The organism is Marinospirillum perlucidum (assembly GCF_003336805.1).
Taxonomy (GTDB): domain Bacteria; phylum Pseudomonadota; class Gammaproteobacteria; order Pseudomonadales; family Halomonadaceae; genus Marinospirillum; species Marinospirillum perlucidum.
The window spans coordinates 159659-185231 of sequence record NZ_QFWJ01000005.1 but is presented as its reverse complement, the minus strand read 5'-3'; the positions used below and the strand labels follow the sequence as shown (position 1 = coordinate 185231).

General features: G+C 53.8%; 24 protein-coding genes. 7 read left to right on the top strand and 17 right to left on the bottom strand.

Annotated elements, in window-relative coordinates:
- Position 1: 1 nt before the first annotated feature.
- Positions 2-604 carry a gamma-glutamylcyclotransferase family protein gene (locus DFK18_RS08935; protein WP_114417915.1) on the top strand — a complete coding sequence of 201 codons (603 nt, stop codon included), beginning with the start codon at positions 2-4 and terminating at the stop codon, positions 602-604.
- On the opposite strand, the gene pap is transcribed toward DFK18_RS08935, so the two are convergent.
- From pap to DFK18_RS08905, 6 genes are all read right to left on the bottom strand, one after another.
- Positions 601-2073 carry a polyphosphate:AMP phosphotransferase gene (gene pap / locus DFK18_RS08930; protein WP_114417914.1) on the bottom strand — a complete coding sequence of 491 codons (1473 nt, stop codon included), beginning with the start codon at positions 2071-2073 and terminating at the stop codon, positions 601-603. The two genes, DFK18_RS08935 and pap, sit on opposite strands and share 4 nt — an antisense overlap.
- Positions 2074-2159: 86 nt before the next feature.
- Complete coding sequence (locus tag DFK18_RS08925; protein ID WP_114417913.1) at positions 2160-3464, bottom strand: hypothetical protein; 1305 nt, start codon at positions 3462-3464, stop codon at positions 2160-2162.
- The gene (locus tag DFK18_RS08920; RefSeq protein WP_114417912.1) at positions 3464-4624 is read right to left on the bottom strand and encodes an MFS transporter; all 1161 of its coding nucleotides are present in this window, start codon (positions 4622-4624) and stop codon (positions 3464-3466) included. The genes DFK18_RS08925 and DFK18_RS08920 overlap by 1 nt, the downstream gene beginning before the upstream one ends.
- Positions 4625-4696: 72 nt before the next feature.
- Complete coding sequence (plsX, locus tag DFK18_RS08915; RefSeq protein ID WP_245944358.1) at positions 4697-5716, bottom strand: phosphate acyltransferase PlsX; 1020 nt, start codon at positions 5714-5716, stop codon at positions 4697-4699.
- Between the two features lie 26 nt (positions 5717-5742).
- Complete coding sequence (gene rpmF, locus DFK18_RS08910; RefSeq protein WP_114417911.1) at positions 5743-5922, bottom strand: 50S ribosomal protein L32; 180 nt, start codon at positions 5920-5922, stop codon at positions 5743-5745.
- A 36-nt stretch (positions 5923-5958) separates the two neighbouring features.
- Positions 5959-6495 carry a YceD family protein gene (locus DFK18_RS08905; RefSeq protein WP_114417910.1) on the bottom strand — a complete coding sequence of 179 codons (537 nt, stop codon included), beginning with the start codon at positions 6493-6495 and terminating at the stop codon, positions 5959-5961.
- Between the two features lie 129 nt (positions 6496-6624).
- On the opposite strand from DFK18_RS08905, the gene DFK18_RS08900 reads away from it, so the two are divergent.
- Entirely contained in the window at positions 6625-7242 is a 618-nt protein-coding gene (locus tag DFK18_RS08900; protein WP_114417909.1) for a Maf family protein, read from the top strand.
- Between the two features lie 156 nt (positions 7243-7398).
- On the opposite strand, the gene DFK18_RS08895 is transcribed toward DFK18_RS08900, so the two are convergent.
- Positions 7399-8427, bottom strand: a complete 1029-nt coding sequence (locus DFK18_RS08895; RefSeq protein ID WP_114417908.1) for a S49 family peptidase — start codon at positions 8425-8427, stop codon at positions 7399-7401.
- Positions 8417-9400, bottom strand: a complete 984-nt coding sequence (locus DFK18_RS08890) for an RluA family pseudouridine synthase (protein WP_114417907.1) — start codon at positions 9398-9400, stop codon at positions 8417-8419. Before DFK18_RS08890 ends, DFK18_RS08895 begins: the two co-directional genes overlap by 11 nt.
- A gap of 128 nt (positions 9401-9528) precedes the next feature.
- Between DFK18_RS08890 and DFK18_RS08885 the strand changes: the two genes are divergently transcribed.
- Positions 9529-9720 carry a hypothetical protein gene (locus DFK18_RS08885; protein ID WP_114417906.1) on the top strand — a complete coding sequence of 64 codons (192 nt, stop codon included), beginning with the start codon at positions 9529-9531 and terminating at the stop codon, positions 9718-9720.
- Positions 9721-9956: 236 nt separating this feature from the next.
- Positions 9957-12857 (top strand): ribonuclease E, encoded by a 2901-nt coding sequence (gene rne, locus DFK18_RS08880; protein ID WP_114417905.1) that lies wholly within the window; start codon positions 9957-9959, stop codon positions 12855-12857.
- A gap of 90 nt (positions 12858-12947) precedes the next feature.
- Here the strand turns inward: rne and DFK18_RS08875 are convergent, their stop codons facing one another.
- From DFK18_RS08875 to prmB, 5 genes are all read right to left on the bottom strand, one after another.
- Positions 12948-14807, bottom strand: coding sequence for a PHA/PHB synthase family protein (locus tag DFK18_RS08875; RefSeq protein ID WP_114417904.1), 1860 nt, complete (start codon positions 14805-14807; stop codon positions 12948-12950).
- Between the two features lie 79 nt (positions 14808-14886).
- Positions 14887-15303, bottom strand: a complete 417-nt coding sequence (locus DFK18_RS08870; RefSeq protein ID WP_114417933.1) for a phasin family protein — start codon at positions 15301-15303, stop codon at positions 14887-14889.
- A 164-nt stretch (positions 15304-15467) separates the two neighbouring features.
- Positions 15468-15722 (bottom strand): DUF6489 family protein, encoded by a 255-nt coding sequence (locus tag DFK18_RS08865; RefSeq protein WP_114417903.1) that lies wholly within the window; start codon positions 15720-15722, stop codon positions 15468-15470.
- A 200-nt stretch (positions 15723-15922) separates the two neighbouring features.
- Complete coding sequence (gene aroC / locus DFK18_RS08860; RefSeq protein ID WP_114417902.1) at positions 15923-17023, bottom strand: chorismate synthase; 1101 nt, start codon at positions 17021-17023, stop codon at positions 15923-15925.
- A gap of 19 nt (positions 17024-17042) precedes the next feature.
- Positions 17043-17987: a 50S ribosomal protein L3 N(5)-glutamine methyltransferase gene (gene prmB, locus DFK18_RS08855; RefSeq protein WP_114417901.1), complete on the bottom strand. Its 945-nt coding sequence runs from the start codon at positions 17985-17987 to the stop codon at positions 17043-17045.
- 105 nt (positions 17988-18092) lie between these two features.
- Here prmB and DFK18_RS08850 point away from each other — a divergent pair, with 105 nt between their 5' ends.
- Positions 18093-18659, top strand: coding sequence for a Smr/MutS family protein (locus DFK18_RS08850; RefSeq protein WP_245944357.1), 567 nt, complete (start codon positions 18093-18095; stop codon positions 18657-18659).
- Here DFK18_RS08850 and DFK18_RS08845 read toward each other — a convergent pair whose 3' ends face one another.
- On the bottom strand, positions 18660-19583 hold the full coding sequence (locus tag DFK18_RS08845; RefSeq protein ID WP_114417900.1) for a 2-hydroxyacid dehydrogenase: 924 nt from the start codon (positions 19581-19583) through the stop codon (positions 18660-18662).
- Positions 19584-19720: 137 nt separating this feature from the next.
- Here DFK18_RS08845 and DFK18_RS08840 point away from each other — a divergent pair, with 137 nt between their 5' ends.
- On the top strand, positions 19721-20935 hold the full coding sequence (locus tag DFK18_RS08840) for an HDOD domain-containing protein (protein WP_114417899.1): 1215 nt from the start codon (positions 19721-19723) through the stop codon (positions 20933-20935).
- 8 nt (positions 20936-20943) lie between these two features.
- Here DFK18_RS08840 and DFK18_RS08835 read toward each other — a convergent pair whose 3' ends face one another.
- Entirely contained in the window at positions 20944-21342 is a 399-nt protein-coding gene (locus DFK18_RS08835; protein ID WP_218563926.1) for a chemotaxis protein CheX, read from the bottom strand.
- 414 nt (positions 21343-21756) lie between these two features.
- On the opposite strand from DFK18_RS08835, the gene DFK18_RS08830 reads away from it, so the two are divergent.
- Entirely contained in the window at positions 21757-23706 is a 1950-nt protein-coding gene (locus tag DFK18_RS08830) for an acetoacetate--CoA ligase (RefSeq protein WP_114417897.1), read from the top strand.
- Between the two features lie 123 nt (positions 23707-23829).
- Here the strand turns inward: DFK18_RS08830 and DFK18_RS08825 are convergent, their stop codons facing one another.
- Positions 23830-24261 (bottom strand): hypothetical protein, encoded by a 432-nt coding sequence (locus DFK18_RS08825; protein WP_114417896.1) that lies wholly within the window; start codon positions 24259-24261, stop codon positions 23830-23832.
- Between the two features lie 113 nt (positions 24262-24374).
- A complete protein-coding gene (gene fadA, locus DFK18_RS08820; protein ID WP_114417895.1) occupies positions 24375-25550 on the bottom strand; it encodes an acetyl-CoA C-acyltransferase FadA in 1176 nt (391 codons plus the stop codon).
- Positions 25551-25573: the final 23 nt, after the last annotated feature.

The following is a 25573-nucleotide window of genomic DNA, read 5'->3' as shown; positions in this document are numbered from 1 at the left end:
TTTGACGCAAAAACACTGGATTTTTGGTTATGGCAGCCTGATTTGCCAGGATAGCCGCTCACGCACCGGTAGTTCGGGCGAGGCCCTGCCGGTCAAAATTGAAGGACTGGAACGCAGTTGGAATGTCCCCCTGGCCGATGCCGACCTGAGTGTGGTGGGTATTCGCCAGCAAAGCGGCCATAGAGCCGGAGGCATGTTATTTCCGGTTGAAGAGGATCAATTGCCCCTGTTTGATGCCCGGGAAAGGGAATACCAGCGCGTAGAGCTTTTTCCGGAAGCCATAGAGACCCTGGACGCCCGTCTCTTGCCCCAGGGTTCCTTCTGGGTTTATCTGCCCCCAGAACAGGAAAGCCCCCACCCGATCGCCCAGAGTTACCTGGACGTCATTCTGCATGGTTGCCTGCAGCAGGGCCGGGATTTTGCCCAGGATTTCCTGGCCACGACCACCGCTTGGAAGCAACGCCTGGATGATCGCCAGCAGCCACTTTATGCCCGCCCGCTGCGCCCTCGGCAGCAAGCCGAATGGCTGCCTGAAATCGACAGCCTGCTGGAGGATTTTTTCAGCACTCGCCAGGCGGGTTCCAGCGACAAAAGCCCTGCCTAGAGAGCTTTTTCCAGACGTTCACAGAGAATTTGCAACGCACGGACGCGAGCATAGCGCTTGTCATTACCCTCGATAATGTACCAGGGAGCTTGCGGGGTACTGGTGCGCTCGACCATATCGGCAACGGCCTGGGCATATTCATCCCATTTTTCCCGGTTGCGGTAGTCTTCGTCGGTGATCTTGTGCTGTTTGTAGCTGATCTGCTCACGGGCCTTGAAGCGTGCCAACTGCTCATCCTTGTCGATGTGCAACCAGTACTTGAGCAGAACGATACCGTGTTCGGTCAGTTCCTCTTCAAATTCATTGATCTCCTGATAAGCCCGTATCCACTCATCAGTCCGTGCAAAGCCCTCGATCCGTTCGACCAGTACCCGCCCATACCAGGTGCGATCAAAAATGGTCATGTGACCGGCTCTTTGCAGATGCCGCCAGAAGCGCCATAGGTAGTGCCGGGCCTTTTCTTCATCAGTGGGGGCAGCCACGGGAATCACCCGGTAGTGACGAGCATCCAGTGCATGAATCATGCGCCGGATCATGCCGCCCTTACCGGCCGCATCCCAGCCTTCCAAAGCCATGACCGTACTGACTTTTTTCTTGTGCGCTTTGCGGGCCAGCTCGTTAAGGCGGGCCTGATAATCGGCCAGCTGTTCCTTGTATTCCTTTTTTTCCAGGGATTTTTTCAGATCGACAAAATCCAGCAGGGTGGTGGAATCCTTTTTGGCACTCCAGTCCACAGCTGGAGAAGCCAGGGTTTTGGGGTCTACTTCCAGGCGCTTGCGAATCATATCGCGCAGTAAACGCCCAACGGTCAGGCTACGGTAGCGATGGTCATAGCCTTCGACGATAATCCAGGGAGCATGGCCGGTGCTGGTTTCGCGCAGGGTTTCTTCAGCCACCTTGCGGAATTTGTCATAAACCTTGATGTTGTCCAGGTTCTTTTGGGTCACCCGCCAGGCTGTTTTGGGATCGCCAGCCAGGCTTTTAATACGCTTGCGGTATTGTTTTTTACCCAGGTGCAGCCAGATTTTGATAATCAGGGCACCATCATCCACCAGCATCTTTTCCAGCGTATTCACGCGTGACAGATAGGCTTCCTGGTCGTTAGCACTCATTTCCCCGGCCAGACGCTCGGCAATGGGGTCGGAATACCAGGAGCTGAAGTGAATGCCCAGCTTGCCTTTGGGTGGCAGTGCCCGCCAATAACGCCAGAAATAAGGCCGCTCGCTTTCTTCATCGGTGGGTGCATCAAAGGCGGAGGTTTCCAGGTGACGGGGGTCCATCCATTCATGCAGCAGATTAACCATTTCCCCCTTGCCGGCACCATCCACACCGGAAATCAGTAAAATCACGGGAAAATCAGCACTCAACAATTCCTGCTGAAGTTCCAGCAATTCAACCCTCAGGTTTTCCACTTCCGTTTTGTAGGTGTCTTTATCCAGTTTTCGACCCAATTCTGCTGCTTCAAACATGGCCTTGTCCTTGTTTTGTTATTGAAGGTAACTCAGGCAGATTAACAGGAAAAGCAGGCCCAACTATACCCTTTAAAATGGAATTCTCAGAAAAACCTGCCGGAAGTCAAAAACCCGTAAACCTGCAAAACCACTAGATGCAGCAACAGCAGGCGCAGAACATAGGTGAGATTCCAGCGGGTAAAGGCGTGCGCGGGTAGTTGGTAACGCCCTTGCATGGCCAGATGGGTGCCTGAAAGAGGAGATATGCTCACACCCAGCGACCAGGTCATCAGAAAAGTTATGGCCAGCAGGTTGGGGTCTTCCACCCAGGGCGCAAAAATTCCGCCTGCCGTGGAGATGCTAATGACCGGATGAATACCGGCTGCCGAGATCACCACCAGTGCCACCAGCAAGAACCAGGCTTGCCAGGGACCAAAGTGTTCCAGCTGCAAAGTGAAGTCAGAAGCCTCGAGTCCCGCACCCAGACCCGCTGCCAGGACACCGGCGGCCAGAAATAACAGCGTCTCCGCCGACATGCGCGGCAGGGTATGTTCCACATGTTGGCGCAATCGCTTTGTTGCCTGACGCGGATAACGCCACACCAGCAGCACCAGGGTAAACAGTAGAGACAAAAGCGAGACCAGGGTGAGTATGACCATATCCGGCCAAATCAGGTGACTGATCAATACCGACACAGCCAGCAACAAGGGCAAGAGCAAAGCCTGCCAATGCATGGGGTAGGCCTGGGTCTGATCGACTTCGGGAGAGCACATCAACTCCCGACCGGCCAGATACAGCCCTAAAGCGGCTACCAGCAGACCCACGGCCATCAATACCGGCAACTGGGCACCGGGTGCATTCAAGAGCACCACCCCCATGGCGGCAAAAAAGGGAGACCAGTGAGCAGCCAGGGTAAAGCCGCGGGTAATGACCAGCGCCTGCAGAGGCGACAGGGAACGCTGATGATGAAGACGGTCAGCCATGATAATCATGGCCGAGAAATTGATCACCGAACCAAAGGCATGGACCCCCAGCAGGGTTTTCCAGAGAGCTTTGCGACCTTGCGGCAGTGCTTCCCGGGCTGCCAGATCAGTAATGGCCACCAGACGCAGAAAACTGACTGCCAAGAGCATGGTCAGGAGGGTTTGATTGGCTTTCCAGGCATCCAGCCACCAGGACAGGGCCGGGCCTTCAAGACTGGCCCAGGCCAGCCCACCCAGTCCCACAGCCAGCATGCAGCTCACCTGGATTTTTTGCAGACGAGTCAGACGGGGAAACAGGCGCCAGGCGGCAAACCAGGCAAAACAACCGGCTGGCAGAGCCAGAAAAGAAATCCCCAAGCTAGCCAGGAGTACCAGCAGGAGAAGCAGCAGCAGACTGTAACCGGTAAGCGGGTCCGCTGCCTGCATCAACCTACCTCATCCGCCGAGCGCCGGAAAAAGACCTGTAACAGCAGTAGCAGTGCCAGGCCCAAAGCCAGCCAAGCCGCTGTACGAAAAACCCCCTCCAGTCCCGAGTAGGCTTCAACAGGTGCAGCCAGAAGCGGTGAAAGAAATTGCCCCATGAAAAAAACGGAGGAAAAACCACCCATCACCCGGCCACGGTATGCCAGGGGGGCCAGGGTCAATAGCCAGTGATTACCCGCCGGAAAGGTCAGACCGGCACCAAAACCGCTCATCAGCACAGCCAAAAGCAAAAGCGGATAGCTGGCCACCTCTGCCACCAGCCAATAACCCACACCGAAAAGTACCAGAGCCAGGGCGTAGATAAGGGCATGGGAGATCAGGTTCTTGATCCGCCCAAAAAGAAAACCGGCCACTGCACCGGAGAGGGTACTGACTGCAATCACCCAGGCGGTTTCCAGGCTATTGGCAGCAAAGCGTTCAGCCAGCAAAAAAGGCATCTGCGCAGGCAAGAGGTAAAACAGCGCCATGGCGACAAAACCCAGACAATAGACCGGCAACACCCGTGCCAGAGGGAAACCGCCAGAGGTCTCCTGTTCACCAGCCTCCTGATCTTCGGATTGTCCGGGTTCGCGCAGGTACAGCCAGGCCAGCAGCAGAACCACCAGACTGAACAGGTAAATCAAAAAGTTGGCCCGCCAGCTCCAGAGCGCCAAGAGACCGCCCAGATTGACAAAAACCACCCCGCCCAAAGCCATGAAACTGCCCTGCAGGCCCATAAAGGACTGGCGTTCCTGACCACTGAAATAGTCGCCGATCAGGGTGGTGGCCAACCCCATAATACCTGCCACACCTATCCCCAGAAGAGCCCGGGTTGTCAGCATCCAGGTCATGTTTTCAGCCAGGGAACCGGCAGCCCCACCCAGGGCGTAAATCAGCAGGCAACTAAAAAGCACCGGCAAACGCCCGAAGCGATCGGCCAGCCAGCCCATCAGCGGGGAAAAAAGCGCAATAAAAAGGGCCGGTAGAGTAATAATCAGTTTGACCCAGACATCCGGGTAGCTGGCAAAGTAGGCCCCCAGGTCAGACAGACCCGGCGTAATAATCGCCCCGGCCATGACCGTGAGGCTGCTTGCCAGCAACAACACCAGTTTGATTTTTTTCACTGGGAACTCAAATAGTTATCAGGAAATGGAAGCAGCAGTCTAACGGCTTGAACAGCCAATGAAAACCTGGAGTCAGAGGGCTTCCAGGCGTTGGAGTTCATCCTGAAGCTGCTGGGTCAACTGCTGCCGGGCTTCAACTGCAGCACGAATCACGGCGTAAGAAAAGCCGCGGGCATCGGCATTGCCATGGCTTTTGACCACGGCACCACGCAGTCCGAGCAGACTACCGCCATTATGGCGCACCGGGTCCATCTGCTGCTTGAGTTGGCGCAACAGGGGGCGTGCCATCAAGCTGACCAGGCGGCTGTAAAGAGTGCGCGAAAAATGTTCCTGAATCTGGCCGGATAGAAAGCGGGCCAGGCCTTCACTGGTTTTCAGGGCAACATTGCCGACAAAACCATCACAGACCACCAGATCAACATCGCCGTTGAAGATGGCGTCCCCTTCCAGATAGCCGACATAGTTCAAATAGGGGTGCTGAGTCATCAAATGTGCTGCCAGCTTGACCTGACTATTGCCCTTGATGGCTTCTCGCCCGACATTCAACAGCGCGACCCTTGGGCGAGTCTGGCCGTGTACCGACCGCACCATGACCGAGCCCATCACGGCAAACTGCAACAGGTGTTCAGCCTGGCAGTCCACATTGGCTCCCAGGTCGAGCAGATAACTGGTTCCCTTGCGTGTGGGTATGGCAGTACTGATCGCTGGGCGTTCAATACCCGGCTGCATGCCCAGGTAGTGACGACCAATCAACATCAGTGCACCGGTATTGCCACCACTGACACAAGCCTGGCATTGGTTTTCCGCCACCAGTTGTACCGCCAAGTGCATGGACGAACGTTTTTTGTGGCGCAAGACCGAGGTCGGCGAATCCTCCATCAGGATACGATCCTGACTGGGGAGCAGGGCAATTCGGTTGGCAAACTCGTGGCTGAGATGGTGCTGGGACAGCAGTGATTCCATCAGGGGCTTATCGCCCACCAGGGTCACTTTCAAGAGGGGATCGTGAGCCAGGGCCAGGAGGACTCCAGCTAGATTTGTGCGGGGACCGGCGTCCCCGCCCATAGCGTCGATTGCAAGATTAACCTGCACAGCTTAGTTTCCTGTGCAGTTAATACTTACTCGTCGCCTTTGTTGATAACTTTCTTGCCACGGTAGAAGCCTTCGGCTGTTACGTGGTGACGACGGTGAACTTCACCGGTGGTTTCATCAACGGACAGGGCCGCAGTGCCCAGTGCATCGTGAGAACGACGCATGTCGCGCTTGGAACGGGTTTTACGGTTCTGTTGAACAGCCATGGTTTACTCCTGGGTTTCAAAACTAAATTGATAATTTCACTGCTTGGTTTTCAAGGATTTTTTCAAATCCGCCAAAGCACCGAAAGGGTTTGTCTTCTCTTCTGCCGGCTTGTCGGCCAGCGGCTGATCCTGCTCAAACGACTGCAGCTGACATTCATCTTCAGGATGATAGGCAACCAGCGGCAAAGCCAGCAGAAATTCATCGCCTATCACCGGCAAGAGCTGCAAGCGATCGTTTTCGATAAAGACAGGCTCATGAGTCCGGGGCAAATTGCTGGCCGCTTCTTCAGTGGTGACCAACCCCCAAAGGAACTCGGTATCCAAAGCTTGCCGGGTTGGCCCCAGGCACCTTTGACATTCCAAGGTCACTTCACCGGTCAACCTGCCTTCCACCTGCATCAAGCGCTGACTGCTAAAACTGAATTTGAGGGTCAGCTTGATGCGACCGTCGTTATCCAGCAATAGATCACTGGCTCTCTGCATGGATTCAAGCGGCAACTCGACGCTGATCTCGCGTTCTGCTGCACAATACTTGTAAGGATCCAGGGGTTCTTGCAGGTAATCATTTGCCATAAAATTCAAGCGCGCAATAATAGAGGGACTGAGCGTCTGTGTCAAAGCCGTTTTACAGGCCCTGCGTGGTAGAGTGCGCCATTCTAGTGGCTAACAGCCAGTAAGTCACCCACTGAGCAAGGAAAATTTATGCAACAACTGGTTTTGGCTTCCGGATCGGTCTATCGCCAGCAACTTCTCAGCAAATTGGGCCTCCCCTTCGAAGCAGTCAGCCCGGATATCGATGAAACGCCGGTGCGCGGTGAAAGCGCTTCCCAACTGGTGGCCCGCCTGGCCGAACAAAAAGCTCAGGCACTGGCAACGAGCTTTCCTGCGGGCCTTATCCTAGGGTCGGATCAAGTCTGCTGTCATGGCGAGCTACTGCTGGGCAAGCCCGGAGATCGCGAGACGGCAATCGCACAACTCCGGAAACTCGAAGGCCAGACGGTCAGTTTTTACACCGGTCTTTGTCTCTATAATGCTGCCGAAGGGCGCAAGCATACCCTGGTCGATGAGTTTCGCGTGGTCTTTCGCCCACTGACCCAGGAGCAGATCTGTTTCTATGTGGACAGCGAGCAGCCTTTTGATTGTGCTGGCAGCTTTAAGTCCGAAGGCCTGGGGATCACCCTCTTCCAGCGCCTGGAAGGTGATGACCCCAACAGTCTGATCGGCTTGCCCTTGATCCGGCTCAGTGAGCTCTTGAGATCTGAAGGCCTGGACCCGCTCCTGCCTAGGGAGCCTCGGATCAACGTCACGAGTGCAGGTTAGAGCTGAATTCATTCCTGATGAATTCCAGCACTTCCTACATCCATGTAGGTCGCCATCGAAACTGACTGAAAAAGCGGAGTTTACAGCGAGTAAATGAGCATTTTGAAGTCAGTTTCAACGCAGTATCACCCAACGCAGTAGTTAATCAGAGGTTTCCTAGGTCTTAGGAGTCATCAACTCCACCAACGCAGCCTGAAAAGCAGTACCCAGACGTCTTTCCAGACGCTCCCAGGGGCTGGGTTCCGGGGTGTAGTTTACACTCTGCTCCAGCCCCAGTTGCTGCTGAAGACTGAACACCGAACCCAGCTCATCGATCAACCCCAACTCCAGGGCCATCTCCCCATTCCAGACCAGGCCGGAGAAGATCTTCGGATCTTCAGCCAAACGCTCTCCGCGGCCTTCTTTAACCCGGTCGATAAACTGCTGGTGGGTGGAATCCAGGACGGCCTGCCAAAATTCCTGCTGCTCCTGACTCATGTCTGAAAAAGGATCAAGAAAAGCCTTGTTTTCGCCAGAGGTGAACACCCGCCGCTCGATGCCCAGACGCTCCAGAGCATCCTTAAAGGCAAAACCACCGGAAATCACACCGATGGACCCCACCAGACTGGCCCGATTAGCCAGCAAGTGATCTGCGGCAACAGCCACATAGTAGCCACCGGATGCCCCTAGGTCGTCAATCACAGCATAAACCGGCATATCAGGATGCTCACTGCGCAGGCGCAGAATACCGTCATAAATCTGGCCAGCCTGTACAGGACTGCCACCCGGGCTATTGATATGTAGCACGACTGCCTTGGCATTGGGCGCTTCAAAGGCACGCCGGGCACCAGCCAGCACCCGCTCGGCGCTGGCCCGACTTTCACTGGCCAGAACCCCCTTGATTTCCACCCTTGCCAGATGGGGCGTTTCCAGGGGTTGCAGCTGTTGAGGTGCAGCAAAGAATTCCCGGCCCGAGCCGAAAATCACCACCAGGACGATGACTGCAAATACCAGGCGTAGCAAACCACCTATCAAACGCCCACGGCGAGCACGACGCTGCTCCAGCAATACTTCCTTGGCCCAGGCCTGCATCCATTTTTCCGGCGCACCCCCCGCAGGCGAGGCAGAATTCTCCTTGACCGGCTGAGCCTGGCGCGTCCAGGGATCCTTTTCTGTTTGATTGTCTGAGGTGTCATCATTGTTCATGAGCGGCCTTCCATTGTTGCAACAGGGTTTCTAGTTCTTTCCAGCTGGCATCCGGCCGGGCTTCTATCTCCAGAGACTGGCTGTTACCCGGGTCTTGAAAACAGAGGCGCCTGGCATGCAAGTACATACGCCCCAAACCGGCCTTCTGCAGTTTTAGATTGGTTTCAGAATCACCGTATTTGGGATCGCCCAGCAGGGGAAAACCAGCATGACGGGCATGCACGCGGATCTGGTGGGTACGCCCGGTCACGGGTTCGGCTTCAATCAGGGTAAAAGCACCCAGGCGCTTCAAAACCCGAAAACGGGTCAAGGCTTTTTTACCTTCTCCTTCGGCAGCTATCCGCATCAGGCGTTCACCCGAAGGAGAGGAAGCGCGATCTATGGGGGCCTCGACCTGACGCAAATCCGTCGGCCAAGCCCCCTTCACCCAGGCTTGGTAATACTTGCCCATTTTTTTGCCTTTCAACTGCTGCTGCAGTTGATTGAGCAGCTGACGCGACTTACCCAGCAGGATACACCCGGAGGTATCCTTGTCGAGACGATGGACCAGCTCCAACCCCTCCAACTCGGGTCTGACTTGACGCAGTGCCTCGATCAGTCCCACACGAACCCCGCTACCCCCATGCACTGCCAAACCCGCCGGTTTGTTGAGCACCAGCAGACGCTCATTTTCAAAACACACGGCTTCACCCAGTAGCAGTTCACGCAGATTTTTGCCGACCGGGGTCTCTGCTGCCTTTTGATTCAAGCGCAGAGGCGGCACCCGAACCAGATCCTTGAGCTGTAAGCGCGTATCCGCTTTGGCTCTTTTCTTGTTAATTCTGACTTCACCCTTGCGGATAATGCGATAGATCAGTGTCTTGGGCGCACCTTTCAACTGGCTGAGAAGAAAGTTATCCAGGCGCTGGCCCACCTGGTTGGGTCCGATTTCCAGATACTGTACCTGGGGCTGGGAGGTTTGCATTTTCGACATACCGGATCAAAACACCACTTCATCAGGGAAAGGCTGCCATTATGCTTGGCCTGAAAAGGAAATACTAACGCTCCTGAACGCTCAAGCCACTTGCGAGCAACTAATTGCCCAGGCTCGGGCGACCTGTTATGATTGAGAAGCGCGAAAAAGGGTTACTCCCTCATGAAGCGCCTGCACCCATGTTCAAGGGTTATAAGCTAGATGGGCGACACGCAGGCCAGCGCAAAACGAATTTTTATCAGCGCCTGATGTCATATCAGGCAGAAGAAAACCGCGGCCAAGGCACGCGAGTTGTGAAAAATAATTTTACCTTGTACTGACTGGCTAAACGCCCTCCGTTTTAGTGAACTTTAAAAGGTTTTTTGACTGAAGCCCCCCGAGTCTACCGGCCTGTTGGCTTCAGATTTACAGGCTCATTACACACGAGCAAGGCACCAAAATGGAGTTGTCACGGGTTCCGGCTAATCCAGCCCTACCTGGTTTTGCTGTGTGAGTACAAAGAAACTTAGTCCTACAACCCGCCATGCCTGGGCTGCCCTGAATATTTGGAAGCCCCATGAAACGTATGCTAATCAATGCAACCCAGCCAGAAGAGCGCCGGGTTGCACTCGTTGATGGTCAACGACTCTACGATCTGGATATCGAATCCGGTTCCCGTGAATCCAAGAAAGCCAATATCTACCGGGGTCGCATTACCCGTGTAGAACCCAGCCTGGAAGCAGCCTTTGTCGACTTTGGTGCCGAGCGCCACGGCTTCCTGCCACTCAAGGAAATCAGCCGCGAATACTTTGCCAAGAATCCCGGTGAAGGTCGCAATGGTATTCGTGATCTGGTCAAGGAAGGCACTGAAGTTATCGTTCAGGTCGACAAGGAAGAAAGAGGCAACAAGGGTGCCGCTCTGACCACCTATGTCAGCCTGGCTGGCCGTTATCTGGTCCTCATGCCTAATAATTCCCGCGCTGGCGGTATTTCCCGCCGCATCGAGGGCGAGGAACGTGCAGCCCTCAAAGAAGCCATGAGCGGCCTGAATGTGCCCGGCGGCATGGGCGTAATCGTTCGCACTGCAGGTATCGGTCGCAGCAGCGAAGAGCTCCAGTGGGATCTGGACTACCTGATCAAGGTCTGGAAATCCATCAACCAGGCCGCCCAGGAAAAAGCAGCCCCCTTCCTGATCTACCGTGAGTCCAACGTAATCATCCGCGCGATGCGTGACTACCTGCGCCAGGATATCGGCGAGGTTCTCATCGACAGCAAGGAAGTTTACGAACAGGCTCAGGGCTTTATCCAGCAGGTCATGCCCTCCTACCAGAGCAAGATCAAGTTCTATCAGGATGATGTTCCCCTCTTTTCGCGCTTCCAGATCGAAAGCCAGATCGAGACCGCTTTCCAACGGGAAGTGAAACTGCCTTCCGGCGGCTCCATTGTCATCGATCATACCGAAGCCCTAGTCTCCATCGACATCAACTCCGCCCGTGCTACCCGCGGCGGCGATATCGAAGAGACAGCCCTGCAGACCAACCTGGAAGCGGCCGATGAAATTGCCCGCCAGCTGCGTCTGCGTGATATCGGTGGTCTGATCGTGATCGACTTTATCGACATGAGCCCGGTACGCAACCAGCGCGAAGTGGAAAATCGCACCCGCGATGCCCTCAAGCTGGATCGTGCCCGCGTTCAGGTGGGCCGTATCTCCCGCTTTGGCCTGCTGGAGATGTCGCGTCAACGTCTGCGTCCTTCTCTGGGTGAAACCAGCGGTGTAGTCTGCCCCCGTTGTGATGGCCAGGGCACGATCCGTGACGTCAAATCCCTCGCCCTGTCGATTCTTCGCCTGATCGAAGAAGAAGCCATGAAGGACAACACGGCCCAGATCCGCGCCATCCTGCCGGTTTCTGTGGCGACCTTCCTGCTCAATGAAAAACGCTCTGCCCTGCATGACATTGAAAAACGCCAGCAGGTTGAAGCTCTGATTCTCCCTAATCCGGAAATGCATACGCCCCACTATGATGTCGCCCGGATGCGTGATGACGAACTGGAAGACAGGGAAACAGCCGGAGCCAGCTTCGAGCTGGATATTACTGCCAGCAATGACAAGGAACCCAGCAACGACACCAACAAGGTGACCGGCTTTGCTGAAGCTGCGGTTCAAAATGTCATCCCTAACGCTCCAGCCCCTGCTGCCGGCAAACCTGAAGCCAGCAAGCCTGCAGCGACCAGCGCCACCCAACCCGGCCTGCTGGAAAAAATCAGCGGCTTTTTCAGCAAGCTGTTTGCCACGGATACCCCGGCAAAAGAGCAGCCAACCAAAAAGCAAAGCAAATCAAGTGGCGACAAAGCTGGCAGCAACAACAAGTCCAGCGGCAATCGCAACAACCGCAATGCTGGCGGCAATGGCAATTCCCGCAGCCGTAATGACAACAATCGCCGTAATCGTCGCTCTGGCAATAATGACAATCGTCGCAACCAGAACAGCAATAACAACCGCAAGGATGACAACAAAGCGGAGAGTAACAAACCCGGTAACAACAAGGCGGCCAATAACGAGCAGCAGCCCCAACGCTCTGACAAAAACCAGGAATCCACTCCTGCACCGGCCCGTCAGGAAGACACCGGACCCAAGAAGCCTTCGCGCAACAATCCGCGTAATCGCCGTCGCAACAAGGCCGCTACCGGTGATGCTGCCACACCACCGGATTTTGATAAGCTGAAAAAAGAGCTGCTGCCAGCTTCCGATCAGGCTGTCGAAGAAGCGACCGGCCCGGTTGTCGAAGCGGTCAAGGCCAGCCAGGAAGCTAGCAAAGCGAGTCAGGAGCCAGCCAAAAACGAAGCTTCTGAGGCTACTCAAGCAACGGCATCCGAAGACCAGTCAAAACCGGTCGAGAAAAGCCAGGAAGCTACTGCTGAGAAAAAAGAAGCAACCCCTGAAAAGACCGCAGCTACCAAGGCTACCCAGGACAAGGCTTCCAACCAGGAAAAGCAAGCAACTGACGATAAAACCGCTGAGGAGGCGCCTGCGTCTGCCCAGCAAACCGCTGAGACGTCCAAGCCTGAGGTTAGCGCAAGCAGTGAAACCGAGGCCGACACTCAGACAGCGGCCGAACCCCAGGCTAAAGCTAGTGCACAAGAGGCCAGCAAAGAAGCAGAGGCAGAAGTAGCTACTGACTCAGCCTCGTCCGAACCGGCAACTCCGGTAGCACCTTCCTCGGAAGAGTCTGAAGCCAGTGCACAGGCAGAAGATGCGCCTCAACAGGAAAAGGAAACAGCCCAGCCTGAGGAAGTGGTGGAACAAACCAGTGAAGCCAATGAACCCCAGGCCGCGGAGAAGCCGCTTTCTGAAATCACGGAACTGACTGCCGAAGACGTACCGCCCATCAAGGGACGTGCACCCAACGATCCTCGGGAAGTCAAACGTCGCCAGCAGATTCTGGAAGAGCGTAAAAAAGAAGCTCAGGCGGAAAAATAAACGCCTTGAGTCTTAGGCCCTGATCTTTTTCAGGGCCGCCAAAAGAAAACCCGCCAGAACTGGCGGGTTTTTTTACGGCGATGGAAAAGGTTACTGACTTCTTTCCGGCAACAACTCAGCCTTGAGCACATCCGGAATCTTCACCTTCACATAGCTGCCGGGAGCAGCTTCAATGACATCCAGCTTGCCTTCTTCGGGCTTGCGGGCTGCCACCTGGGCTGCAGGGTCGGCATACTTGTTTTCTTCCATCCACTCCTGCCACAGAGGCCACCAGGAGCCTTCATTCTTTTCTGCACCTGCAAACCAGGCTTCCGGTGTCGGTGCCAGCTTGTCATTGGTCCAATAGCCGTATTTGTTCTTGGCTGGTGGATTAACAATCCCGGCAATGTGACCGGAACCGGAAAGCACGAACTTGACCGGTCCAGAATGTACCAAAGCACCCTTATAGGTGGATTTCCACTGGGCAATATGATCCTGAATGGTGGATACAAAGAAGGCTGGCGTTTTGATCTTGCTCAGATCAATTTTCACACCATCCAGCTCGATGCCACCCGGCTCAATCAGTTTGTTCTTCTGGTACATATTACGCAGATAGAACTTGTGCATGGCCGCTGGCATGTTGGTGCCATCAGTATTCCAGTAAAGCAGATCAAAGGCCGAGGGGCGCTCACCCTTCAGGTAATTATTGATAAAGAAAGACCAGAAGAGATCATTTTCTCTCAAGAGGTTAAAGCTGAAGGCCATGGCACGACCATCCAGATACCCGGTCCGGTCCAGCTGTTTTTCAATCCCTTTCAGGCTCAGCTCATTGATAAATACACTGATTTCCCCTGGATCGGAGAAATCCTGAAGTGTGGCCATGTAGGTGACCGACTTAACGCGCTTTTGCTGACGCTTGGCTGTCAGGTAAGCCAGTGTAGACGCGGTCAGGGTGCCACCGATGCAGTAGGACAGCAGATTAACATCCGGCTCTCCGGTCTGCTCCTTGACGACATCCATGGCGGCCAGAGGCCCTTCTTTCATATAGTCGGTCCAGCTGTAATCGCGCATGCTGGGACCCGGGTTGGCCCAGGAAATAATAAAAACACTATGCCCCTGATCGGTCAGCCACTTCACCAGGGAATTCTTCTCGCGCAGGTCAAGAATGTAGTATTTATTGATCCAGGGCGGGACCACCAACAAGGGGGTCTTGAATTGCTTTTCCGTGGTCGGGTTGTACTGAATGACCTGGATCAGACGGTTTTGGAAGATCACCTTACCAGGCGTCGTCGCTACGTTCTCACCCAGTTTAAAGGCCGCCTTGTCAGTCATGGTGACATTCAGACCTTCAGCACTCTCCTTCAGATCCTGCGTCAACTGTTCCATACCACGCAGAAGATTCTGACCCCGGGTGGCCAGGGTTCGACGCATGACTTCAGGGTTAGTGAGGATGGAGTTGGAAGGTGAAAGAGCACTGACATACTGGCGTGCATAAAAATCCAGCTGCTGACGCACCTCATCATTCAGCCCTTCTACCCCGTGCACAATATTGAGGATGCAGCGTGCGTATAGCAGGTAGGACTGCTTGATAAAATTGAAAATCAGGTTATCGGTCCATTCAGGATCATTGAATCGCCGGTCATCCTTGGCAGGCTCAATGACGGCTTCAACGTCATCTTCCCCCAGCAATTCTCTGGCCATGTTTTGCCAGAGCTGCATTTGACCCTGCATCAGGCTCATCTGTTCATCAAAAAGCACCATGGGATTTTGCGCCAGCTGTTCGCCCAGCTTCTGAAAATTATCGCCCATGTCGGCAAAAACCGAAGCCGAGGAATCGCTCATTCCATTTTCACTGCGATTCATGATTTGCTCAATGACGGACTGATAGCGCTCATTGGCCTTGGTGATCCATTCAAACATCTCAGCCGGATCGTAAAAATCCTGTTGCTGATCTTTGGCTTGCTCGGTCATCAAAAATCTCCTGGTTGGCACAGACAAAAAAGGGGCTCGAAAGCCCCTTTGACCGACTGGCTACTAATAAGTATCAACCTTATTTAGAGCCACCAGAAGCCGGTTTGGAAGCAGTCGACTTGGAGGCTGTAGACTTGGTTTCTTCTGCGGCCTTGTTGAACGCCTGAGCGCGAGACTCTTCCAGAATCTTTTCAACTTCGGATTTGAATTCCATGCTCATGTCGGCCATGGTTTTGGCATCTTCCAGAATTTTCTTGCTCAGCGTGCTCATCATTTCAGCTTGAGAAGCGCTGTAATCGCGAACGCCATCGGCATCCTTGACTTCAGTCGCTGATTTCATCTGGGACAGACCCATGTGGCTGTAAGCCTTAAGGGCTTCCAGCTGGAAATCTGTCATTTTTTCCATGTTTTCAACCAGCAGCGAATTAATTTTACGCATGGGGTTGTACATGTTTTTAGTTTGCTCGGCAAAAGCATTCATCATTTTGTCTTGCATTGCTTTATCTTGCATCATGGTTCGTGACTCCGTTGTTTCTGGTTAAGGGGACTACCCAAATCAGTTGGGAGGAAGACCTGAAAAGCCTTAACCTCCGTACATCTGTTTTTAATTATTATTAATCTACTCGTCCTGAATGACAATTCAATGATAGCCGAAAAAATTTATTTGTCTCCCGAGGAAGACTGGCCATAACTGGACATCAGGTCCATCATCATCTTTTGGTAACTGCTTACAGAATCAAAGCCTTGGGAAATAAAAGGCGAGAAAAGGGAAAGGGGATCGTAGCCTTCTACTCCGGCTTCCATTTGTTCCCTGATTTTGTTCATGAGTTCTTCCTGGAAAGGCTGCACATCTGGCAGGCCCATGGCTTTACGGAACTCTTCAGGGGTCATATCCAATTCAATATTGACTTTCACACCTACCTCTTAGTGGTTCGTGAAGTGTCTAGGAATTACTTTAACGACCCTAAGGCCAATAACGCAACTGCGAAATGTAGCCAAATGCGCGATTTTGTTATAAAAAAAATAAAACCATAAAAAGAGACGCTAAAACAGGAAATATTACTAGGAAGGTTAGCGGCTTTCCCGAGAATCGCCAGGAAAGCCGCAAAAAAAAATCAATTCTTGCCAGCAGGCAGGGTTGGAGTCTGGCTGGAGACCTCGGCATTTTGGCCACGGTGGCGCAGCAAATGATCCATCACTACCAGGGCCAGCATGGCCTCGGCAATCGGTGTAGCCCGGATGCCCACGCAAGGATCGTGACGCCCCGTAGTAACCACCTCGCAGGCTTCACCATGAATATCCACACTGCGTCCCGGCAGGTGCAGACTGGAAGTCGGCTTGAGTGCCAAACCCACCTGCAGCTGCTGACCACTGGAGATACCGCCCAGAACCCCCCCGGCATGATTACTTAAAAAGCCTTCCGGAGTAATTTCATCACGGTGCTCGCTACCCTTCTGCTCTACACAAGCAAAGCCTGCGCCTATTTCTACCCCCTTGACGGCATTAATCGACATCATGGCATGCGCCAGGTCAGCATCCAGTCGATCGAAAATCGGCTCCCCTAGACCGGGAGGCAGGCCGTCCGCCACCACCTGAATACGGGCACCTATGGAGTCCCCTTCTTTACGCAAAGCCTTCATATAGGCTTCCATTTCCGGCACCTTGTCCGGATCAGGACAAAAGAAGGGATTCTGCTCAACCTCTTCCCAAACCAACTGTTCGGCTTTTATCGGCCCCAGCTGGGAAAGATATCCACGAATACGAATCCCCTGGGTTTCCAGCAAATATTTTTTGGCAATGGCACCTGCAGCCACCCGCATCGCCGTTTCCCGCGCCGAGCTGCGGCCACCCCCACGATAGTCACGAATACCGTATTTTTTCTGGTAGGTATAGTCAGCGTGTGCCGGGCGGAACTGATCCTTGATCTTGCCGTAATCCTTGGAACGCTGGTCGGTATTTTCGATGAGAAGACCGATGGGGGTTCCTGTGGTCTTCCCTTCAAAAATTCCGGAAAGAATCCTGACCTGATCGGCTTCCCGACGCTGGGTGGTAAATTGACTGGTTCCCGGCTTGCGCCTGTCCAGATCCTGTTGCAGGTCTTCGGCGGTCAGGGATAAACCGGGAGGACAACCATCCACTATGGCACCCAAAGCCTCGCCGTGGCTCTCACCAAAGGTCGTTACTGTAAAGAGTTTTCCAAAACTGTTACCGGACATAGTCTTTTATTTACCCTTATTAACTAGAAAAAGAGGCCGCGGCCGTAAAATCATCCTGGAATTCTTCCAACTGTTCGGCAGTCAGTACAAAGACACCTCGGGCCTGGGATTCAAATTCCACCCACAGGAAAGGAACCTGAGGAAAAAGTGCCTGCAGATGCTCTTCGCTATTACCCACTTCAACCACCAGAACACCACCAGGATTCAGGTGCTGGCGGGCTTCGGCCAGAATAACCCGTGCCAGGTCGAGGCCGTCCTCTCCGGCTGCCAGCGCCAGCTCGGGTTCTTGGCGATATTCATCCGGCATCAGGGATAAATCCGTGGCATCAACATAAGGCGGGTTACTGACGATCAAATCAAAGCGTTCACCCTGAAGAGATGCAAAAAGGTCTGAAGCGGTAGTAAAAACCCGATCACGAAGATGATGCGCAGCGATATTTTCTTCGGCGACCTCCAAGGCATCCTCGGAGAGATCACTCAGGGTGACCTGGGCGGTAGGAAAAGCATAGGCACAGGCAATACCGATGCAGCCGCTGCCGGTACAGAGGTCAAGAATACGTTTGGGAGGCTCGTCTTCACTAATCCAGGGAGAAAAGTTATTCTCTATCAATTCAGCTATCGGTGAACGAGGAATCAGAACGCGCGGGTCCACCTTGAACGGCAGACCGGCAAACCAGCTTTCACCCAGCAGGTAAGGCAGGGGCGTGTGTTCTTCGCAGCGCCGACGAATCAGCTCCAGCAGCTTTTCCCTCTCCAATTGGGTCAGGCGGGCATCCAGCAACCGCTCATCCGTATTCCAGGGCAGGTGCAGGCTCCCGAGGACCAGATGCAGGGCTTCATCCCAGGCATTGTCCGTTCCATGGCCATAATAGAGATTATGGCGGTTGAAGCTGGTCATGGCCCAGCGGATAAAGTCACGCAGGGTTTGTAATTCCTGCACCAGGGAAGTTGTTGACTGGCTCATGAGCGGTGTATTTCCTGATTCAGCTGAATAAACGCCCCAAGTCTATCAAAACACCAGCCTGAAGGCTGAAAAACTTCACTCGCACACCGAGTTAAGGAGCAAAAAGTGTGTCCTTCAGATGACCTGCCAGACGACCTGGAGTTATTTCGGGAGTTGATGCAAGGGGTCACGCCACTCAAGCAGGATAAGGCCGATCTCGGCCAGCCTCGCAAACAGGCTGATAAAAGCACGCTGGCAGCGCGTCGCCAGGCTGCAGCCAGTCAGGCGGCTAGTCAGTTGAATGATGGCTTGTCGGATGGTCAGGTTCAGGCTGTCAATCCGGGCGACAGTCTGGCTTTTCATGTACCGGACCTACCGGCAAAAACCTTTCAGCAATTGAAAAAAGGCCGGTTGGGCTGGCAGGAAGGCCTGGATCTACACGGCTACACGGTGGAGGCAGCGCGGACTGAACTCAGTCGCTTTATTCGCGATGGTCGCGCCCGTGGTTATCGTTGCCTGCTGCTGGTTCACGGCAAGGCCTATAATCGTGAAGGGGAAACACCGAGCATCAAGTCTCACGTCAACAGCTGGCTGAAACAAATGCCGGAAGTCCTGGCTTTTGTTTCAGCCCTGCCCGCTCATGGTGGAGCCGGTGCTGTTTATATACTCCTGCGAACCCGCAGCAGCGCTTGATTAGTAGCCACTTTCAGCTTTCACCAGGCCAGCCGGCTCTTCACCTGCCTCCAATTTCTTCAAATTGGCGACCACCTGTTCCACAGCCGGTTCCGGCAGGGTAGCTGCAGCCATGTGGGGCGTCACCCGGATCGCAGGATGCGTCCAGAAGGGATGTTCGGGTGGTAGAGGCTCCTCATGGAAGACATCCAGAGCAGCAAAACGCAGGTGACCACTATCCAGCAGTTGTAACAGGTCTTCATCCACGACCTGAACGCCGCGCGCCACATTGACCAGTGCTGCGCCCTGTGGAAGCTTTTTCAGCAGCTCGCCGTTGAGCAAACCGCGCGTTTGCGGTGTATTGGGCAGCAGGCTGATCAGCACATCAGATTGGGTGACCAGGTCGTCAAGTCCCTGATCACCGGTGAAGACCCGCACACCCTCCAGCTCCAGCGGTGAGCGCTTCCAGCCACTGACCGGGTAGCCATAAGCAGCCAGCTGTGTGGCCACTTCCTGACCCAAAGCGCCCAAGCCCAGAATCCCCAGGCGCATCTGTTTCTTCAGGCGAGCAGTATGCTCCTGCCATTTCTGTTGCTGCTGGAGTTGCTGGTAGCGATCAAAATCCCTTTGCACCGTCAGCGTAGCCCAGAGAATATATTCGACCATCTGTTCTGCCATACCGGCATCCAGCAAGCGAATCAGGGGGACATCTTCGGAAAGATCATCACGGCGAACAAAGGCATCCACGCCTGCCCCCAGAGCAAACACTGCCTCAAGGTTGGGGAAGCGGCCAAAAAGACCCTCACTGGGATTCCAGGCAGCGACCCAGCGTACCTTGTCAGGATCAGGGTTATCCTCGGCAGTCACCACCTTAAGATCCGGAGCTTCACTGGCAAAAGCATCCAGCCACAGCTGCTGGTCGGGTTCGATATGTAAATAAAGCATGTGACCTTCCTCTCGCTTGGTTGAATGTCTACCCTTACCCTAACCAATCAAGTCTAAAAAAGCCAAGTTGCTTTACCCGCACCGGAGCGGATGTGTTAACTTGACAGCAATCAACTGAGGTCAACACGGATATTGTCATGAAACTCCAGGACTTACGCAGCTTTGAACAGTTTTCCCAGCTATCCGATGAACAGTTGATTCTGATTAAACCCAAGCTCAGGATCAAACGTTGCTCCCAGGCTGGAGAAACCCTTCTACCTCGGGGTTATGACAAGGATCTGGAATTTTTTCTACTCAAGGGACGCCTGCTGTTAACCGCTGAAGATGGCAAAACCCAGGAGATAGAGGCCAATTCCGAAGCAGCGCGTATGAGTATTGCCCGCCTGAGACCCAGCCTTTACGAGGTCACCTGCCAGGAACCCAGTGAACTGCTGGTGATCAGCGGCAACCTCCTGACCCAGCAGGTACGCAGCTCCATCCTGGAACAGGAAAGCTCTCATCTTTCTCCAGTCGCACTAAAGTTCTATAAGCGTCTCAAAAATGCCCTGGAAAACGGCAATTTTACCCTGCCCAGCCTGCCCAGCGTGGCGCTCAAGGTGCGTGAGGTGCTCCAGCAGGAAGAACCGGAAATCCGTGACATCGAACGCCAGCTCAATCGTGATCCCTCCATTCTGGCCAAGCTGGTTGCAGCAGCCAACACCCCGCTTTACCGTAGAGGCTCGGCCTGTAAAACCAGCAGTGAGGCCATCATGCGCCTGGGATTGGATACCACCTCCCAGTTGGTGATGTTGTTTTCCCTGCGCCAACTCTTCAAGGCCGAAACCCCCTGGGTCAAGCAACGCATGAAGTCCACCTGGGCGCAGGGCGTCAAGGTGGGTGCGATTGCCCAGCTGCTGACCCTCTATCACCCCCACCTTTCCGCGGATCAGGCTCTGTTGCTGGGATTGATTCACAACCTGGGCGAACTGGCCATCCTCAAGTTCATCGACCTGGATCCTAAGGCCGTGGCTGATATCGATCTGGAAAAACTACTGGATGAGCTGCTTCCTCAAGCGGGAGCCCTGCTGCTGCACTACTGGGAATTTGATGAAGAAACCTGTGATCTGATTGCTCGCCTGAATACCTGGCAGGCCACCAGCGATACCGCAGAAGCCACTTTGGAAGATCTAGTCAGGGTGGCGCGCCTACACAGTTTTATCGGCACACCCAACCAGCACCTCTACCCGCGTATGGATGAAGTACCGGCGTTTCGTAAACTGACGCACCAGGGGTTATCACCAGAGTTGAGCTTAACCCTGGTTGAGGATGCAACGGATCAGGTGGAAGAAATTGAAGCGGTTTTCGGCCTGTAAACAGACGGCTATTCGCGAAAGCAGACTTCCACGACGAAATCACCACTTTCCACATGGAAAGGCAGCAGTATTTTGGGGCCATAAACACTGTGCAAAACCTGATGCCCCTGACCAACAAAGGTAACCGGCTGCGACAGATAAAACTCATAGCCCTGCTCGGAAAGAATTTTCTTGGCACCACCGGAAACCATGTTGGTCATCTCACCCACCAGATCGCGGACAGTGGCATCAATTTTGGTGGGACGCTCGCCCAGCATGCGCTCCACCAGATCCAGAGCAACCGGTTCGGAAAAGGTGATAGCCAGTGACCCGGCGGTTTGTTCGCCCATCAGATCGATAAACCCCGTGACCACGCCTCGGGCAATATTATCGTCCTTGACGACCGGCTTACCCACTTGTGGTTGCATGTTAGCCATCGTCCGTAACACATTCATCATTGCATGCAAAAAGGGGTTGATAAAATCTGCCCGCATAGCTCCTGCCTTTAAAGAAAACTTTTACACGCAAGCTTACAGTAAAGAAAAAACAAAAGAAAAGTAAACCGACGAAAAGCCTGGGTATTTTCTCCAAAAAATCTTTACGTTTACGTAAACTTCCTCTAATGGTATTTTAAGCTTATCGGCTTGAAGTCTCTGATTAACGTAATGAGCGCAGGTCTGAGCTGAATTCATTCCTTATGAATTCCAGCACTTCCCACATCCATGTGGGTCGCAATGCAATAGTTAATCAGAGGTTTCCTAGAATTAATCTGTAAAGACCAACTCAGGTTGGTTAAGCTGGAAAAACAACAACACAGCAAAAAAGACATCAGGAGGCTCTTCATGTCCCAACCTCTTTGGCAGCCCAGCAGTTCAAGTATTGAAGCCAGCCAGCTACAGCGCTTTATGCAGCAGGTCAACCAGCGCTACCAGACTCAACTGCGCAACTACCAACAGCTCTACAACTGGAGTGTAGAAAACAACCAGGAGTTTTGGGAATTGGTTTGGGAATTCACCCGGGTTGTGGCCGCCGACCAGGGGAGCCAAGTTCTGGAGAACTCGGACAAGATGCCTGGAGCCCGCTGGTTTCCCGAGGCTCGCCTGAACTTTGCTGAGAACCTGCTGCGTTTTCGTGATGACAAAACAGCCGTAGTTTCCCTGCGTGAAGATGGCCAGAGAATCTCCCTGACCCATGCTGAACTCTACGATCAGGTCGCGCAGATTGCGCTGGCTCTTGAAAAAGCAGGTGTCGGTCCCGGGGACAGGGTTGCTGGCTTCGTTCCCAACTGCCACTACGCCCTCATCGCCATGCTGGCCGCTGCCAGCCTGGGTGCCATCTGGTCTTCCTGTTCACCGGATTTTGGCTACAACGGCGTTCTAGATCGCTTTGGACAAATCGAACCCAAGGTACTCTTTGCCACCGATGGCTACCTGTACAACGGCAAGCGCATCAATAGCCTGCCGCAAGTAGAAGAAATTGCCGACTCACTGACCGGCTTGGAAAAGGTCATCGTTTTCCCCTTCCTGGAAACCCATCCTGATATCAGCCAAATCAGCAAAGCCACTCTCTGGGATGATTTTCGTATCGCTGAAGCCAAGGAAATCGATTTTGCTGAACTGCCCTTTGACCACCCTCTCTACATCATGTATTCCTCAGGTACGACCGGGGTACCCAAGTGCATCGTGCACTCGGCTGGCGGCACTCTCTTGCAGCATCTCAAAGAACACCAGCTGCATACCGATCTCACCGAAAAAGACACCCTTTTCTACTACACCACCTGCGGCTGGATGATGTGGAACTGGCTGGTCTCCGGTCTGGCTGTGGGGGCCACTCTGGTCCTTTTTGATGGCTCTCCCTTTGCCCCCGAACCCAAAACCCTCTGGGATATGGCAGAACGTGAAGGTGTTACCGTTTTCGGCACCAGTGCCAAGTATATTGCTGCCTGTGAGAAAGCCGGTCTGCAACCCGGTAAAACCCATGATCTTTCAGCCTTGAGAGCCATCCTTTCAACCGGTTCGCCGCTGTCCCATGAATCCTTTGATTACGTCTATCGTGATATCAAGGAGGATCTCCTGCTGGCTTCCATTTCCGGGGGTACAGATATTATCTCCTGCTTTGCCCTGGGCTGCCCTATCCGTCCGGTTTATCGCGGCCAATTACAGTGTCGCGGCCTGGGTATGGATGTTCAGGTATTCAATGATGCCGGGGAGCCAGTGGTTGAAGAGAAGGGTGAACTGGTTTGTGTGCAGCCTTTTCCTTCCATGCCCATCGGCTTTTGGAAAGATGAAGGCGGCCAACGCTATCATTCCGCTTATTTCGACCGCTTTGACAATGTCTGGGCACATGGTGACTATGCAGAAATCACCCCTGAAGATGGTCTGATTATTCATGGTCGTTCCGATGCCGTACTCAATCCCGGTGGTGTGCGCATCGGCACTGCAGAAATCTATCGACAGGTAGAAAAAGTCGAAGAGGTGCTGGAAGCCCTGTGTGTTGGCCAGGACTGGAAAGACGACGTTCGCGTGGTGCTCTTTGTACGTCTGAAAGAGGGCGTGGAGCTAACCGAAGATCTCAAGAAGGAATTGCGCACCAAAATCCGGGAGGAAACCACACCCCGCCATGTTCCAGCCAAGATCATCCAGGTCAGCGATATTCCGCGCACCCTGTCCGGCAAGATCGTGGAACTGGCTGTCCGGGAAGTAATTCATGGCCGCCCGGTTAAAAACCAGGATGCCCTGGCCAACCCGGAAGCACTAGAGCTTTATGCTGACCTGCCGGAACTACAGAAATAGTCCTGCTCCTGTCTGCTGGCTAAGCCAGCAGACAGGCTGCCGTTAACTAGCTCTCAGCCTCAATCGCAAGACGAAAAAAAACCTGGCCGTAGCCAGGTTTTTTTAGCTCCAAGAGAAGCTGGATCAGACCAGATTCTGCACGTCGTCTGTGCTGGGACCCTGCGCCGGAGAAGGTGTTGAAGCTTCAGAAGCAGGGCTAGCAGCAGGCGCTTCAGCAGCTTGAGACTCGGTAGAGGCCTCTTCTTCAGCTGCTTCAGGCCGTTCAGCATTCTGCGCCAATTCTATGGAAGGGCGAATAATGCTGCCACTGGGGCGATTGCTTTCATACAGAGGCACTTCTTCCTGGGTCTCACCCAAACGTGAAACCACGTCCGAAGGCTGGGTGGAAACACTGTCTTTTACCTCTGCACCGCTGGCAGCCATAGGCTGGCTGGAAGCCTGCTCGGCAACAGCGCTCTCATTAACTTCCTGTTGGCGCTGTGTGGTCCTAGTATCCTGGCCTTGCGCTTGACGCATGGAAGCGGAAACCTGGTTACCAACGTTAGATTCAATCATTGAACACCTCTCGTGCCTTAGGGCAGCCAAAATAACTTCTTCTTAGAATAGCTAATCGGCCGCCCTTGTGCAAACTTTAACCAATCCAACCCTTGATCTGGAGCAAGAAGGTTTTACAGACGTTCAAAAACGGTGGCAACCCCCTGCCCCATGCCAATACACATGCTGGCTAGGCCCAGAGTTGCATCCTTCTGCTCCATGACGTTCAGCAGGGTCGTACAAATACGAGTGCCCGAACAACCCAGAGGGTGACCCAGAGCAATGGCGCCGCCATTCAAATTGACCTTCTCATCCATCTTGTCCAGCAGTTTCAGGTCTTTCAACACGGGCAATGCCTGGGCTGCAAAGGCTTCGTTCAGTTCAACGATATCGATATCATCAATGCTCAGGCCAGCTGCCTTGAGCGCCTTCTTGGAAGCAGGCACCGGACCATAGCCCATGATGGAAGGATCACAACCGGAAACCCCCATGGAGCGAACGCGGGCGATCGGCTTCAGTCCCAATGCCTGGGCTTTTTCATAGCTCATCATCAGCATGCCGGAAGCACCGACTGACAAGGCCGAAGACGTACCCGCAGTCACCGTACCATTGCGCGGATCAAAAACAGGCTTAAGACCGGCCAGGCTTTCAACCGTGGTTTCCGGACGAATGACCTCGTCCTTAAGGATCAGCTTACGGCGACCTTCGGCATCATGGCCTTCCACACCGATAATTTCCTTATCAAAGCGACCGTTAACTGAAGCCTCGTGGGCCAGGCGATGAGAGCGGGCCCCCATTTCATCCTGCTGCTGGCGGCTGATACCATGCATCTTACCCAGCAGCTCGGCTGTCAGACCCATCATCATGGCGCCCTTGGCATTCTGCTTGCTGGCAGAAGGGTTGACGTCAACCCCGTGCATCATGGAAACATGCTCCATGTGCTCAACACCGCCGACCATATAGATATCACCCAGTCCGGCCTTGATGTTGGCACCGGCGGTGTGCAGAGCACTCATGGAAGAACCACATAGACGGTTTACCGTTTGAGCAGGGACACTCTTGGGGATAGAGGTCAGAACGGCCGCATTACGGCCGACGTTATAGCCCTGTTCCAGGGTCTGGTTGACACAGCCCCAGATGATGTCATCAATTTCAGCAGGGTTAATACCGGAGCTACGCTCCAGCAGGGCAGTCATGATACTGGCTGACAGCTCTTCAGCACGCACATTGCGAAAAGCACCCTGTTTGGCCTTGGCCATGGCGGTACGGACGCCATCAACGATTACGATATCTCTTGGTTGCAGACTCATTGTTTTTCTCCAAATTCGGTTGA